13 protein-coding genes are annotated in these 14037 nt (G+C 55.3%); 11 read left to right on the top strand and 2 right to left on the bottom strand.

The window, feature by feature from the left end:
* The first annotated feature begins 37 nt into the window (after nucleotides 1-37).
* The 3 genes from hrcA (at nucleotide 38) to FJV47_RS03625 (ending at nucleotide 3021) form a co-directional block, all read left to right on the top strand.
* Entirely contained in the window at nucleotides 38-1051 is a 1014-nt protein-coding gene (gene hrcA, locus FJV47_RS03615; protein WP_159610134.1) for a heat-inducible transcriptional repressor HrcA, read from the top strand.
* A gap of 66 nt (nucleotides 1052-1117) precedes the next feature.
* The gene (gene dnaJ / locus FJV47_RS03620; protein ID WP_159610136.1) at nucleotides 1118-2245 is read left to right on the top strand and encodes a molecular chaperone DnaJ; all 1128 of its coding nucleotides are present in this window, start codon (nucleotides 1118-1120) and stop codon (nucleotides 2243-2245) included.
* Nucleotides 2246-2247: 2 nt separating this feature from the next.
* Complete coding sequence (locus tag FJV47_RS03625; RefSeq protein ID WP_159610138.1) at nucleotides 2248-3021, top strand: 16S rRNA (uracil(1498)-N(3))-methyltransferase; 774 nt, start codon at nucleotides 2248-2250, stop codon at nucleotides 3019-3021.
* Nucleotides 3022-3101: 80 nt separating this feature from the next.
* Here FJV47_RS03625 and FJV47_RS03630 read toward each other — a convergent pair whose 3' ends face one another.
* Nucleotides 3102-4028: a GerMN domain-containing protein gene (locus FJV47_RS03630; RefSeq protein ID WP_159610140.1), complete on the bottom strand. Its 927-nt coding sequence runs from the start codon at nucleotides 4026-4028 to the stop codon at nucleotides 3102-3104.
* 296 nt (nucleotides 4029-4324) lie between these two features.
* Here FJV47_RS03630 and FJV47_RS03635 point away from each other — a divergent pair, with 296 nt between their 5' ends.
* The 7 genes from FJV47_RS03635 (at nucleotide 4325) to FJV47_RS03665 (ending at nucleotide 11792) form a co-directional block, all read left to right on the top strand.
* The gene (locus tag FJV47_RS03635; protein WP_159610142.1) at nucleotides 4325-5353 is read left to right on the top strand and encodes a PhoH family protein; all 1029 of its coding nucleotides are present in this window, start codon (nucleotides 4325-4327) and stop codon (nucleotides 5351-5353) included.
* Nucleotides 5350-5823 carry an rRNA maturation RNase YbeY gene (gene ybeY / locus FJV47_RS03640; protein ID WP_159610144.1) on the top strand — a complete coding sequence of 158 codons (474 nt, stop codon included), beginning with the start codon at nucleotides 5350-5352 and terminating at the stop codon, nucleotides 5821-5823. Before FJV47_RS03635 ends, ybeY begins: the two co-directional genes overlap by 4 nt.
* Before the next feature lie 4 nt (nucleotides 5824-5827).
* A complete protein-coding gene (locus tag FJV47_RS03645) occupies nucleotides 5828-7123 on the top strand; it encodes a hemolysin family protein (protein ID WP_159610146.1) in 1296 nt (431 codons plus the stop codon).
* Entirely contained in the window at nucleotides 7107-8069 is a 963-nt protein-coding gene (gene era / locus FJV47_RS03650) for a GTPase Era (RefSeq protein WP_159610148.1), read from the top strand. Before FJV47_RS03645 ends, era begins: the two co-directional genes overlap by 17 nt.
* Nucleotides 8070-8366: 297 nt before the next feature.
* On the top strand, nucleotides 8367-10106 hold the full coding sequence (gene leuA / locus FJV47_RS03655; RefSeq protein ID WP_159610150.1) for a 2-isopropylmalate synthase: 1740 nt from the start codon (nucleotides 8367-8369) through the stop codon (nucleotides 10104-10106).
* 133 nt (nucleotides 10107-10239) lie between these two features.
* The gene (recO, locus tag FJV47_RS03660) at nucleotides 10240-10989 is read left to right on the top strand and encodes a DNA repair protein RecO (protein WP_159610152.1); all 750 of its coding nucleotides are present in this window, start codon (nucleotides 10240-10242) and stop codon (nucleotides 10987-10989) included.
* Complete coding sequence (locus FJV47_RS03665) at nucleotides 10986-11792, top strand: isoprenyl transferase (RefSeq protein ID WP_159610154.1); 807 nt, start codon at nucleotides 10986-10988, stop codon at nucleotides 11790-11792. Before recO ends, FJV47_RS03665 begins: the two co-directional genes overlap by 4 nt.
* 1 nt (nucleotide 11793) lies before the next feature.
* Here the strand turns inward: FJV47_RS03665 and FJV47_RS03670 are convergent, their stop codons facing one another.
* Entirely contained in the window at nucleotides 11794-12834 is a 1041-nt protein-coding gene (locus FJV47_RS03670; protein WP_159610156.1) for an alpha/beta hydrolase, read from the bottom strand.
* Nucleotides 12835-12894: 60 nt separating this feature from the next.
* On the opposite strand from FJV47_RS03670, the gene FJV47_RS03675 reads away from it, so the two are divergent.
* A complete protein-coding gene (locus FJV47_RS03675) occupies nucleotides 12895-13959 on the top strand; it encodes a quinone-dependent dihydroorotate dehydrogenase (protein ID WP_159610158.1) in 1065 nt (354 codons plus the stop codon).
* The last annotated feature ends 78 nt before the right edge of the window (nucleotides 13960-14037 follow it).

The following is a 14037-nucleotide window of genomic DNA, read 5'->3' on the forward strand; positions in this document are numbered from 1 at the left end:
CAAACCCTTCACACGGGGAATGCAAGGAGGTGCTGTTGTGAGTGAGCTAAGGCGTTTGGATGTTCTGCGAGCAATCGTGGAGGACTACGTCCAATCCCGTGAGCCAGTTGGCTCAAAGGCACTGCTCGACCGGCACAACCTCGGCGTCAGTGCCGCGACCATCAGGAACGACATGGCCCTGCTCGAAGAAGAAGGGCTCATTGCAGCCCCGCATACTTCCTCGGGGCGTATCCCTACCGAAAAGGGTTATCGGCGATTTGTCGACGAGATTGGTGAGCTCAAGCCGCTCTCGCGGGCCGAACGCGATGCTATTAACAAGATCTTGGATAGTTCCAATGACCTTGACGAGATGCTCAAAAGCACGGTGCGGCTCCTAGCGCGACTAACCAATCAAGTCGCGATGATTCAGGTACCGCACTATGACATGGCGTCGCTGAAAAACCTCGAGCTGGTCGGTCTGGGCAGCACTCAGGTACTGATGGTGATGATTGCGTCCAATGGAACCGTGGATCAGCGCATGATGTCGGTAACTCGACTCTACTCGGACACGGAGCTCTCAGATCTGAAGCTGTGGCTATTGAACAGCTTCGAGGGTGTACAACTGGCAGACTTAATCGGAAGACTTAGTCGTGCCGGCCTGAATACCCAACAGCAATCCGATCCATTGGTTGATAGTGTTTTGCTGTCGCTGGAGGAAATGGCGCAGGCAGCCAACACACAGCGCATTATTCTCTCGGGTACAGCAAATCTGGCCCGTGTGGAAGGCGACTTCCCACTGAGCATTACACCGGTGCTGGAGGCTCTGGAGGAACAGGTAGTGTTACTTAAATTGTTCTCCGAGCTAGAGGCGGATTCGCGTGGTGTGGCCGTGGCGATCGGCACCGAGCACCACTATGGTCAGCTTTCTGAAGCGGCGGTGATTGCCACCACCTACGGTTCGGATGTGCGTAACAAGCTGGGCGTGCTTGGTCCTACAAGGATGAATTATCCGACCTCAATGGCTTCGGTGCGGGCGGTAGCCCGCTACCTGTCGAAGATTTTGGCGAACTAACAACGCTGGTGAGTGAACCAGCTTTATTTGAATTGTGCATTTTTAGGAAAGGACACGGCGAACAACGTGAGCTCGCATTACGAGACCTTGGGCGTTGCCCAGGACGCGACCCCGCAGGAAATCAAGAGTGCCTACCGTAAGCTGGCGCGTAAGCTGCACCCGGACGTGAACCCTGGCGAGGACGCTGCAGATAAGTTTAAAGCGGTAACCCACGCTTACGAGATCCTTTCCGATCAGACAAAGCGGGCCAACTACGATGCGACCGGCGACGAAAACGGCAACGGTCACCCAGGCTTTGGTGGCGCCGGCGGCCAGGGCTTCGGCGGGTTCGGGGACATCTTCGAACAGTTCTTCGGCGGTGGCCAAGCACAGGGTCCAGCATCACGCACTCAGCCGGGTCGCGACGCGCTAATCACCATCACCATTGACTTGGAAGATGCAGTCAAGGGCACTGTGTACCCGTTGGAGATGGAAACCGCAGTAACTTGCAAGACCTGCAACGGTTCATGCACTCGCGAGGGAACCAGCCCGGTTACCTGCGATATTTGCCATGGTGCCGGTCAGGTCCAGCGCCCAGTGCGTTCGTTCCTGGGCCAAATGATGACCGTAGAAACCTGTGCAGCATGCCGCGGATTCGGCACCACCATTCCCGACCCTTGCTTGGAGTGCAACGGTGAGGGACGCGTGCGCGAGCACGTCTCAAAGTCGCTGAACGTTCCAGCGGGTGTGGATTCGGGAACCCGTATCCAGTTACGCGGACAGGGCGAAGCAGGCCCCGGCGGTGGCCCCAACGGCAACCTATTTGTTGAGGTCGATGTACGTCGTCACAAGGTCTTCGAACGTGTCCAGACCGACCTGCACGCTAAGATCAGCCTGCCGATGACGGCCGCCGCATTGGGCTCAGAATTGAAGCTGGAAACCTTTGATGGCGAACAGGCAATCAATGTTGAATCCGGTGCCCAGGACGGCGACACTGTCACCCTGCCAGGCCTTGGTGTTCCACGTCTGCGTGGCGGCAAGCGCGGAGACATCATCGTCCACCTACAAGTCGAGACCCCAACCAAGCTCGATGCTGCCCAGCGCGACTTGCTACAGCAGTTGGCGAAGCTGCGCGGTGAGGAAATGAGCGCAGGACGTGTCGAGCACTCTGGCGGCATGTTCTCGCGTCTGCGCGACAAGCTGAACCAGCGCTAAGGATGAGCAACCACAGCTTTGTCATTGACGCTGACCTGGCTCAGAACGCAGTGCCGGGGGACACCTTGGAACTCACGGGTGCCGAAGCCCACCACGCGGTGACCGTCAAACGTGTCACCGTTGGCGAGCAACTGGACTTGCTGGACGGGCAAGGTCTTCGCCTGAGTGTAGAGGTTCTGTCAACGGGCAAGGACTTCCTCAGTGCCTCGGTGCTGCGTAGGTCCCAAGAGGCCCTCAGCGAGCACCCGGTGACGCTGATTCAGGCCTTGTCCAAGGGTGACCGCGATTTACAGGCTGTTGAATCGGCCGTCGAACTCGGAGTGTTGGCGGTTCGTCCCTGGCAGGCTGATCGCTCGGTCGTTCGATGGAATGCTGCCAAAGCGGACAAGGCTTTGGCGAAATGGCGAGCCCAGGTGCGTTCGGCGCAGAAGCAGTCCCGGCGTGCCTTCGAACCCGAGGTTATTGAGTTGGCTAACTCAAAAGAGCTGGCCAAATCCATTGCTGCTGAAGTAGGTTCCGGAGCCCTCGTCTTGGTGCTACATGAACAGGCCGAGAAGTCGGTATCACTTCATGTCACTGACTGGTTGGCTGGTGCCCATCCAGGACAGAAAGTGATCATGATTGTTGGCCCAGAAGGTGGCATCTCAGATACCGAGCTCGCTGCCTTCGTCGAGGCAGGGGCGCTCCCCGCCTTATTGGGGCAGCACGTGTTGCGGGCTTCCACGGCTGGACCTGCAGCGTTGGTCCTCATCCGGCACTTACTGGGCGAAATTTAGATTAAGAAAATATCGTGGGTACCCATCGGTACCCACGATATTTTTGTCCCAATCTTGTTGAGCCGGTGAGATCTTGGACGCTACTTAACTACAAATTCCGTCGATACTTCGCCGATCTTGGCGTCCGAGCCAGATTCAACACCCCAGAAACTTAATTGGTAAGACCCGGGGGAGAGTCGCTCAACGAGGCTGAACGAACCGTCATCTTGAATCTTGCCGTCGATGACCTGCTTTTGGGCAGTGATTATGCTGAGCTTTCCGTCGGCGTCTTTCTTCTGCAGCGAATAGAATGTGCCGATATCAAATTTTGTAGTGCGACCGTTGAACGTCACTTTTTCATCGTCCAGGGTGGTTCCAAACTGCGGGTCAATCACCCAGATTGGTGCCATGAACTCTGTTTTGCGTTCATATGCGTCCTTGAGGCGATGTCCGCCAAAGACGGCCGCGTTGGCCTTTCCGTCGACCAAGATCTTCACTGTGGCCGGGGCCTGGCCCACCAGCAGTCCAGAACTAGCCGCCGCCGCGGTTGCGGTAAAGACCAGCTGCTGTATTGACCGTTCAGAAAGCCCCTCGTCGAGGTGCGCACTAAAGACCTTCGCTGGAAGATCCAAGGTAATAACATTGGTATTGCTGATGGACACGCCAATTTCGTCTGACGGCTTCATCAGCGTGTAGCGATGAGGTGCAGCCGGGTCAGCGGAAAGTAAGGTCCAGATCGCGTCACCAATCGGTTCACTGTGCCGAGTATCGTCGAGATATTCGCGGTACAGGAAGACACCCGATTCAGTGTTTTCCAGCCAGTAGACCGGCAGTCGGGTGAGTACATCCATTTGTTCACTAGCGTCCCCGGACACAGGGACGTTCATCGTTTCTGCGCTGGCATTAGCGGGCATCTCAAAGGAGCTCTCACGATTTGCTAGACCGCAACCAGCGGCAGCAACGAGAGCTGCAGCGATTCCGAGAACGCCGATCCGGCGCGGAATCTTCTGCGAGAACAATGAGTGCACTACATACCAATCAAGGAGGAAATATCGTCAAAGGGGCGCCAAAACATTTTAGAGCCGCTGTCATAGCTTGCCATAACAATCGTTCAAAACGGCACAAAAAGTAGCAAGCCTACTAATCCGTAACCAAATCTATACCTTTGCGACCTGCTCTCATTAGGTTCATTCAAGATTACTTTCAGGTTCCGATCTTACGCTGAGACCTGAATTTTCACTCTAATTCTCGATGACTGGATAGAATGGAACCAAGGACAAAGTAACATCACCACCAAGCTCACAAAAGGGGCAACAAGCGCTGCATGCACGTTGAACAGAACAAGACGCAAGCGGAAAGTGATTCCGCATCGCTCACCATCAGTTTTGAAACAGCTGAACTCATGATTGCCACCTTGGGCGCGAATGATGAGCTCCTGCGAATTCTCTCCGGCGCTTACCCGCTGGTTGGCTTCCGCCCCAACGGCCAGACTTTGGTTCTGGTGGGCGACCCTCAGCAAGTGCGCAAAGCTCAGCGAGTTGCAGAAGAGGCTCGTTCACTAGCTGCACGTGGCTCACGCATGAGCGCGGAAACCATTGAGCAAATCATCAAGATGCTCGGTGCTGGCAACCCAGATGCACCTACCGATGTATTGGGTCTAAAAATCCTCTCAGGACGTGGCCGCTCTATTCGTCCCAAGACCGTGAACCAAAAGAGCTACGTCGACGCCATTGAAGACTCGACCATTACTTTCGGTATCGGCCCTGCGGGTACCGGAAAAACCTTCCTCGCCATGGCTATGGCCGTTGCAGCTCTGCAAGACAAGCAAGTGAGTCGAATTATCTTGACTCGACCAGCCGTTGAAGCCGGCGAGAAGCTTGGGTTCCTACCTGGTTCGCTCACCGACAAAATCGACCCTTATCTTCGCCCGCTCTATGACGCGTTGCATGACATGGTGAATCCGGAAACCATTCCGCAATTGCTTGAAGCGGGAACTATTGAGGTGGCCCCACTTGCCTATATGCGTGGACGCACCTTGAACGACGCTTTTGTGATTCTGGATGAAGCTCAGAACACGACCAGTGAACAGATGAAGATGTTCTTGACTCGTCTGGGCTTCGGCTCGAAGATGGTGGTCACTGGCGATATCACCCAGGTTGATCTGCCCGGCAACACCGTTTCTGGCCTTCGCATGGCTAGCGAGGTCCTAGAAGGAATCCAAGACATTAGTTTGTGCCGGCTGGATGCCTCTGATGTTGTTCGCCATCGTTTGATCGCGGACATTGTTTCTGCTTACGACAGTTGGGATGAAACCCAACGCAAAGACCACAACCGGGGACGGCGCAGCAAATGAGCATTGAAGTAAATAACGAAACCGAGTACGACGTCGATTTGCAAGACGTTTCCAACTTGGCCGAATCGGTACTCAAAGCCATGTTCCTGCATCCTGAAACGGAAGTATCGGTAGTTTTCATCGATGAAGACGCCATGAGTGCCTTACACGTTGAGTGGATGGATCTTGAAGGTCCAACGGACGTCATGAGCTTTCCCATGGATGAGTTGCGTCCAGGCACTGCCAAAGCCCCGGGGGAGAACGGCATCCTTGGCGATATCGTCATCTGCCCGACCGTCGCCGAGGCTCAGGCCACAGCTGGTGGGCACAGCACCCATGATGAGATCCTGCTTCTAACCACACACGGCCTTTTGCACCTGATGGGTTTCGACCACATGGAGCCTGCCGAAAAAGAAGAAATGTTCACCTTGCAGCGCAAATTGCTTGAGGCCTACACCGGACGCCCTGCTCCGAAGGAAACGGTGGAATAACCCCGTGGAAATACTTTTGCTGATTCTTGCCTTGGTTTTTATGGCCTGTTCCGCCGTGCTAACCGCCGCGGATTCAGCCTTCTACGCATTGTCTCGGCACGCAGCTGAACGTCTGCGCGCGGAATCTAACTCAAAGTCGCTGTCGGCAATTTTGGACGACACCGAAACCCATGCACAAGCCATCAAATTCTGGCGCATCTGGTTTGAAACCGCCTCGGCGGTAGCGGTGGCATTATTGGTGTCGCAGTGGATTGAAAACATATGGCTCATCGGCCTGATCTCGACCATCGCAATGGCGGCCCTAGGATTCGTTTTGGTCAGTGTTTCGCCACGACGTTATGGTCGATCTAACGCTGAGGGCGTTGTACAAAACACCGCACCGTTGGTTCGGTTATTGCGTGTGGTTTTAGGACCGGTGACCGATTGGTTGGCCTCGATCGCGAAGGCGTTAAGCCCAGGCGGCACAGATGAAGCAGGCTACCTGGGCAAGGAGCGCCTGCGCGATCTGGTGGATCGCGCTTCCGAGGGAGAAGACCTAGACGAAGACTCAGCGGAGCTGATTTCGTCGGTCATCGATTTGGAAGAAACCAGCGTGCGCTCGGTTATGGTGCCACGTACCGACATGGTGGTCTTTACCGAAAAAGAATCTTTGCACAGCGCCATGGAACTGTTCATCGCCTCGGGCTATTCGCGTATCCCGCTGATCGGCGAAGACACTGATGACATTCAAGGCATCATCTACCTCAAGGACCTGATCCGAGAAATCCACGGTCTGCAGCAGGCTCAAGGACTGGCAGATTTGGCCCGCAAGGTCCGTTTTGTTCCGGAATCAAAATCTGCTGCCGAGCTGCTTCAGGAACTTCAGCAAGAATCAATCCACTTGGCCATCGTCGTGGACGAGTACGGTGGAACTGCCGGACTGGTGACGCTTGAAGATCTCTTAGAGGAAATCGTTGGTGAGATCGACGACGAGTATGATCGATCGAGGACCGAGCTGATCGAAAATCCAGATGGATCATTGTTTGCTGTTGCCTCAGCTGCGATTGACGACATTGCCGATCACTTCGACATGCACATCGACGAGGAAGATGTAGACACCGTTGGTGGCCTGTTGTCCAAGGCCTTAGAATCGGTTCCGGTCCTCGGCTCTACAGCCGACGTCAACGGTCTGCGGTTGACCGTAGTTGCCTTAGCTGGGCGACGAAACCGCATTGGCAAAATCCATGTAGAGCGTCTTGTGACAGACGCATCCGACCATATTGAGAACGACGAGGATTCCGCACATGAGCGAAAACCATAACCTACTAGCGGCCAGCGGGTGGCCTGAGAACTACCGTTCCGGTTTCACCTCTTTCGTTGGACGACCAAACGCCGGAAAATCGACGTTGACCAACGCATTGGTTGGCCAGAAAGTCGCTATCACCTCGGCCAAGCCACAGACCACGCGCCACACTATCCGCGGCATCGTGCACCGAGAAGATGCTCAGCTCATTTTGGTTGATACCCCAGGCCTGCACCGTCCGCGCACCCTGCTGGGCCAACGCCTCAATGACCTGGTAGCAGAGACCCTCTCCGAAGTTGACGCCATTGGTTTTTGCATCCCCGCGAACGAAAAAATTGGTCCGGGCGACCGTTATATCGCCACCCAACTAGCCCAACTGCAACGCAAGCCGATCGTTGCATTGGTGACCAAGGCAGACCTGGTCGACCGCGAACAATTGGCCCAGCAGCTGATCGCCGTGGCAGAAATGGGGACCCAAAACTTTGGGGAGAATGGCTTCGCCGCCATTGTCCCGGTCTCTGCGGTGAAGGAATTCCAGGTTCAGGAAGTTGCCAACGTACTAGTTGAGCAGCTACCCAAGGGCCCACCACTGTATCCAGACGGCGAGCTCACCGACGAGCCAGAGGCCAAGATGGTGGCCGAACTGATTCGTGAGGCAGCCCTGGAAGGCGTTCGTGACGAACTGCCACACTCGCTGGCCGTAGTGGTTGAGGAAATGATTCCGCGCGAAGGTCGCAATGAAAATAACCCGTTGATCGACATTCACGTCTCGCTCTTCGTGGAACGCTCCAGCCAGAAGGCTATCGTCATTGGCCGAGGTGGCTCGCGTCTGCGCGAAGTCGGCTCCAATGCGCGTGCGGGTATCGAAAAGTTGCTGGGCACCAAGGTTTACCTTGACCTGCACGTGAAAGTTGCCAAGGACTGGCAGCGCGATCCCAAGCAACTTGGACGCCTAGGCTTCTAATCGTCTCGGAGTTTCTTTATCCCCGGTGGTCTACCCAGGCCCCCGGGGATAAATGCTTTAAACGATCGAGCATGCCGGTTGTGTCCACAATGTGACACAGCGACGACATGAGTTTGAACCGAGCCGAACACTCGGTGTTATGCTCAACTCGTGCATTTCGAGCTTCTTCTACTACTACTTAGCCGCTGCGAGGATCCAAAGGACCGTTAGTGGTCTACAGGCCGACCCCTCGTCGCGGAGTAGCTCTTGTCTGGCCCCACAAACTAAGCACTATTTTTGTCTAGGGGACACACCGAAATGCAGAACATGCAGAAATCCACGAACATGCCAATCCACAAGTATGTTCCATTCCAGGACCAGATCGAAGTCAATCTTCCTGATCGTACCTGGCCCGACAAGTACATCACCAAGGCCCCACGCTGGTGTGCCGTTGATCTGCGTGACGGAAACCAGGCCCTGATCGATCCGATGAGCCCTGAACGCAAGCACAAGATGTTCGACCTGCTGGTCCAAATGGGCTACAAGGAGATCGAAGTTGGCTTCCCATCAGCGTCGCAAACCGACTTTGACTTTGTACGTCAGCTCATTGAGCGAGGCATTCCTGACGATGTCACCATCCAGGTGCTGACCCAGTCCCGAGAACACCTGATCGAACGCACCTATGAGGCACTCGAGGGCGCCAAGCAGGCCATCGTTCACCTGTACAACTCCACCTCAATCCTGCAGCGCGAAGTGGTCTTCCGCCAGGACGAAGATGGCATCGTGGACATCGCCGTCCAAGGCGCGCGGCTGTGCAAGAAGTACGAAGAACAGCTGACCGGAACCAAGATCACCTACGAGTACTCACCAGAGTCTTACACCGGTACCGAGTTGGCCTTCGCCAAGCGCATTTCCGAGGCAGTGGCCGAAGTTCTGGAAGCCACTCCAGAAAACAAGATGATCTTGAACCTGCCAGCCACCGTGGAAATGGCCACCCCAAATGTCTACGCGGACTCTATTGAATGGATGCACCGCAACCTGGCTAACCGAGATTCGATCATCCTCTCGCTGCACCCACACAATGACCGTGGCACTGGTGTTGCTGCCGCGGAACTCGGCTACCTGGCCGGTGCAGACCGCATCGAAGGCTGCCTGTTTGGCAATGGTGAGCGTACAGGTAACGTCGACCTGGTCACCTTGGGCATGAACATGTTCGGGCAGGGAGTGGATCCTGAAATCGACTTCTCCGACATGGACCACATCCGTCGCACCGTTGAATACTGCAACCAGCTGCCGGTACCAGAGCGTAGCCCATACGGTGGCGACTTGGTCTTCACCGCATTCTCCGGATCACACCAGGATGCGATCAAGAAGGGCCTGGAGTCGATGGAGTCCAAGGCGACGGCAGAAGGCAAGGAAGTCAACGATCTGGTGTGGGCCGTACCGTACCTGCCGATCGATCCAAAGGATATTGGCCGTTCCTATGAAGCCGTGATCCGCGTGAATTCGCAGTCCGGCAAGGGTGGCGTGGCCTACCTGCTGAAGAACGACTACAACTTGGATCTGCCGCGTCGTGCACAAATCGAGTTCTCCGGAGTAATCCAGCGCAAGACCGATACCGAGGGCGGCGAGATCTCCTCGGCGCACATCTGGAACGTCTTCCAAGATGAGTACCTGCCGGTTTCCAAGGATTCGGAGCTGAAGCCATGGGGCCACTACGAAATCGCTTCGGCCACAGCTACTTCAGCCGAAGACGGCAGCTTTAAACTCGACACCAAACTGATGATCGACGGGGTCGCTCACGAGCGAAGCGCCCAGGGTAATGGTCCTCTCTCAGCGTTGGTGAAGCTGCTCAATGAAGACGGAGTCGACTTACGCGTCTTGGATTACACCGAACACGCCATGAGCGAAGGTGGCAACGCTAGCGCAGCAGCCTTTGTTGAATGTGCCGTAGGAGATCGCATCCTGTGGGGCATCGGTATGGATACCAACACCAATATCGCAGCCCTGAAGGCAGTGGTTTCGGCAGTGAATCGCGCGATCCGCGACGCGGCCTAGCCATTAGCCCCGCGTGTGTGGGGGCACGAAGCCAAATTCTTCGTGCCTCTACGCACGCTATTTTTATGCCTTGACGACACTCGGACTACCGCTAATTGCGCAGTTTCATCGGGGTAGTGGGAGAATATTCTTCGTGTCCAGATCAGGTTTCGCTTCGAAAAGTTACCACACCCGTGGTCTGGTCTTACGTACCCATAAGCTGGGCGAAGCGGATAGAATCATCACTTTGCTTACGCCTACTGGAATAGTTCGAGCGGTTGCCAAGGGCGTGCGCCGCACGTCCTCAAGGCTTGGCGCCACGCTGGAACCTTTTATGGAGGTTCGGGCACTGCTGGTGATGGGCAGAAATCTGGATATCGTCTCGCAAGCGCAATTGCAAAGCTCATATGGACATTTACTCGTGGCGGACTACCCGAGCTATACCGTAGCCAATGCAATGGCCGAAATCGCAGAGAAGCTTCTGGAAGCCGAAAGCGACAACATCGCCGAACAGTACCGCCTGTTCCACGGTGCGATCGCGTTACTCTCTAAACACCGAGTGGATTCCGGCGCCGTACTGGACTCGTACATTTTGCGTGCCCTAGCGTTAGCCGGTTGGGCACCTTCTTTCACCGATTGTGTACGGTGTGGCAAACCCGGCCCCCATCAATCTGTGCACGTTCAACTTGGCGGGGTGGTGTGCGCAGATTGCCGGCCAGCCGGTTCACTTTCGCCGCATCCGATCACCATTGAGTACTTACAAGCGTTGCTCGTAGGCGACTGGGACACAGTTGCCCAAGCAGGCCCGCGCGCGCGTCAGCAGGCAGCGGACATCGTGGCAAACTATTTGCAGTGGCACCTTGAACGCGCAGTAACTTCCCTACGTCTCGTGGAGAGAAATTGAAAAAACTTCCCAAGATTACCGGCCGTCCAGGTCCTGTGGCACCTTTTGCACATCCGGCTAATCCTCTGATGCCAGCTATCCCACGTGAACTGATTCCACAACACGTAGCCATCGTGATGGACGGCAACGGACGATGGGCCAATCAGCGCGGCTTGCCACGTACCGAGGGACACCGCGCCGGTGAGGCTGCCTTGCTTGACGTGATTGCTGGTGCCATCGAGATGGGTATCAAGTATGTATCTGTGTATGCTTTCTCGACTGAGAACTGGAAGCGAAGCCCGGAAGAAGTTCGTTTTCTCATGGGCTTTTCTCGCGACGTTCTGCGTCGACAGCGCGACACTCTCAATTCCTGGGGTGTAAGAATTCGTTGGTCCGGTCGCGAACCAAAGCTCTGGAAATCGGTCATCAACGAACTGAGGGTCGCTGAGGAAGCTACAGAACAGAACCTGGGATGTCAGTTGACGATGTGCGTCAATTACGGTGGTCGGGCCGAAATCGGTGATGCCGTCAGTGCTATCGCCAAAGATGTGGCAGACGGAAAGCTTCGTGCCAGTTCAGCTGGTGAGAAGACTATTGCTAAGTACCTCCATGCTCCAGAGTTGCCGGATGTCGATCTGTTTTTGCGTACCAGCGGTGAGCAGAGAACAAGCAACTTTTTGCTTTGGCAGTCCGCTTATGCAGAGATGGTTTTCTTAGATCAGTTATGGCCAGATGTTGATCGGCGAACACTATTTACCGCGGTTGAGCAATATGCACGACGCGATCGTCGGTACGGCGGCGCCGTGGATAAACCTCAGGGTTAGGCTACTTCCGCGAGCTTCCGATCATCCTCAGCCAGAGCCCTAGATCTTGATATGCCAAAGCACGAGCGGGTTCAGCAGAGGTAAAGACATCGTGCATGGCGCCTGACACCTCACACAGTGTGACAAAGCTACCTAACTTTGCCGCACGTGTTCGGGTCTGTTGTACGTCGATTACCGAATCGCAATGTTGCATATCGGGGGAGTAGCTTGCACCGATATGGGTGCGGTCTGAGGTCATGACCAGTACGGGAAGTTTCAGTCCCAGACCTTTTGCCACCATCGCGTGACCTTCAAAGATCGTCTTGAGCCATCCCGCCGTATTTGGGAACGCCAGTCTGGGTCGCCATAATCGGTGGACGTCCCATTGCCCTTGCCCTTGGCTGCTCAGCGACTGCCAATAATGATCGAATTCTGGACCCATGAGCTTTCGCCGTGGATTGGTTCTGGTGATGGCCTCCATCAGTCCGTGGATGGGGATCCGCAGAAATGCGGTTCCTTGAAATTCAAGCCAAGGCGAATTAAGCACTAGCGCCTGAATTCTTGGTTGAGTCCGAGCGATCCACAAACTCAAAATTAGCCCACCGGTGGAGTGGCCCTGTGCCACAACCGGCAGACGAGGATGCTCCGCTGTCATGAGATTGAGGGCGGCCTCGATTTCCTGATCAAAAACCGAAAGATCGTCTACATATCCAGGAAGCTGATGTTCGGCTCGGAGGCTGCGCCCATGACGCCGAAGGTCTAGCGCATAAAAATGGTAGCCCTGCGCGTGCCAGAATGCTGCCAGTTCCCGATTGTAAAAGTAGTCGCTCCAACCATGGATGCTCAGCACAATGCCCTGAGCTCTTCTCCCGAGCTGTTGTCGCCAGCCTGCGGGCGAGTAGCGAACCAGTGTCGCTAGTGCTGGGCCTTCATCATCAAATCCAAAATCAAATGTTCGTTGCTCAATGTCCGGTCCCATCGGGTCCGGCGCCCACTGCTCTGCGGCAGTTGAGCTCAGATAGTCTGGCCACGTCTCGCTGGCCGGGCTGAGAGGCAACTTCATATCCTGAATACTACCCACCTCGAGTTGGCTGATGGAGGTAATTCACGGGAAAATGAATGTATGCGCTTATACCCACTGGTCTTCAAACATGTGTTCACCAAAATGGATCCCGAGCAGGCTCATCATTTTGCATTCAACGCCATCAAGATTGCGCAGCGCGCAGGGCTAACTAAATTAACCCGAAAGTTCTTTGCTCCAGCACCTCAGCTGAAGCGAACGGTCATGGGTATCGACTTCCCGTCACCATTTGGCTTGGCCGCCGGATTCGACAAGGGTGCCACTGGGATCGTAGCTCTCAGCGATATTGGTTTCGGTCATGTGGAGATCGGTACCATCACCGGTCAGCCACAGCCAGGCAATCCACAACCACGCCTCTTCCGTCTGGTTGATGACCGAGCAGTAATCAACCGCATGGGTTTCAACAACGAAGGCGCCGAGCGCGTCACTGCACGCGTGGCAAATGCACGTCAGTCACTCAAAGCTGATTACAGTGATACGCGCCCGGTGATCGGTGTCAACATTGGCAAGACCAAAGTCGTTGAACTCGAAGATGCGGTAGGGGATTACCTAGCGTCGACTCGTCAGTTGGCAATCCATGCCGACTACCTGGTGGTCAACGTTTCAAGCCCGAACACCCCAGGGCTACGACTACTACAAAGCGTGGAGTCGCTTCGACCATTACTCACGCAGGTGGGCGAGCTGGCAGACAACGTCTCGGGTCGTCATATTCCGCTGCTGGTTAAGATCGCGCCTGATTTGAGTGATGAAGATGTCGCTGAGGTCGCCCAGTTGGCCACCGAACTTAAACTCGACGGAATCATTGCAACCAATACGACTATTGGCCGCGATGGACTTAAGAGCGATGACGCAAAGGTCCAGGAAATCGGTGCTGGCGGCCTCTCCGGTGCGCCTTTGAAGCAGCGGTCATTGCAGGTGCTACGTCAACTACGCTCCTTGGTTCCTGAAGACATGGCACTGATCGCCGTCGGTGGTGTTGAAAATGCACAGGACGTAAAGGATCGTTTGGACGCAGGCGCAAATCTTGTGCAAGGTTACACGGCGTTCTTGTACGAAGGACCATTCTGGGCACGCTCGATTAATAAGGGCCTGGAACGCTTGCTGTAATCAGCATCGCGACACTCAGGCTACAAAAGGACCGCGGGACGGGAGAATCATCGGATTCTTCCGCCCCGCTGTTTTTGT

Source organism: Glutamicibacter sp. JC586, assembly GCF_009805585.1.
Taxonomy (GTDB): domain Bacteria; phylum Actinomycetota; class Actinomycetes; order Actinomycetales; family Micrococcaceae; genus Glutamicibacter.

What these genes read in the sequence shown, in the direction of transcription:
- era (WP_159610148.1), top strand. Translation starts at nt 7,107, where the DNA reads ATGAGCGAAAACCATAACCTACTAGCGGCCAGCGGGTGGCCTGAGAAC.
- FJV47_RS03670 (WP_159610156.1), bottom strand. Translation starts at nt 12,834, where the DNA reads ATGAAGTTGCCTCTCAGCCCGGCCAGCGAGACGTGGCCAGACTATCTG.
- leuA (WP_159610150.1), top strand. Translation starts at nt 8,367, where the DNA reads ATGCAGAACATGCAGAAATCCACGAACATGCCAATCCACAAGTATGTT.
- FJV47_RS03635 (WP_159610142.1), top strand. Translation starts at nt 4,325, where the DNA reads ATGCACGTTGAACAGAACAAGACGCAAGCGGAAAGTGATTCCGCATCG.
- FJV47_RS03625 (WP_159610138.1), top strand. Translation starts at nt 2,248, where the DNA reads ATGAGCAACCACAGCTTTGTCATTGACGCTGACCTGGCTCAGAACGCA.
- FJV47_RS03675 (WP_159610158.1), top strand. Translation starts at nt 12,895, where the DNA reads ATGCGCTTATACCCACTGGTCTTCAAACATGTGTTCACCAAAATGGAT.
- ybeY (WP_159610144.1), top strand. Translation starts at nt 5,350, where the DNA reads ATGAGCATTGAAGTAAATAACGAAACCGAGTACGACGTCGATTTGCAA.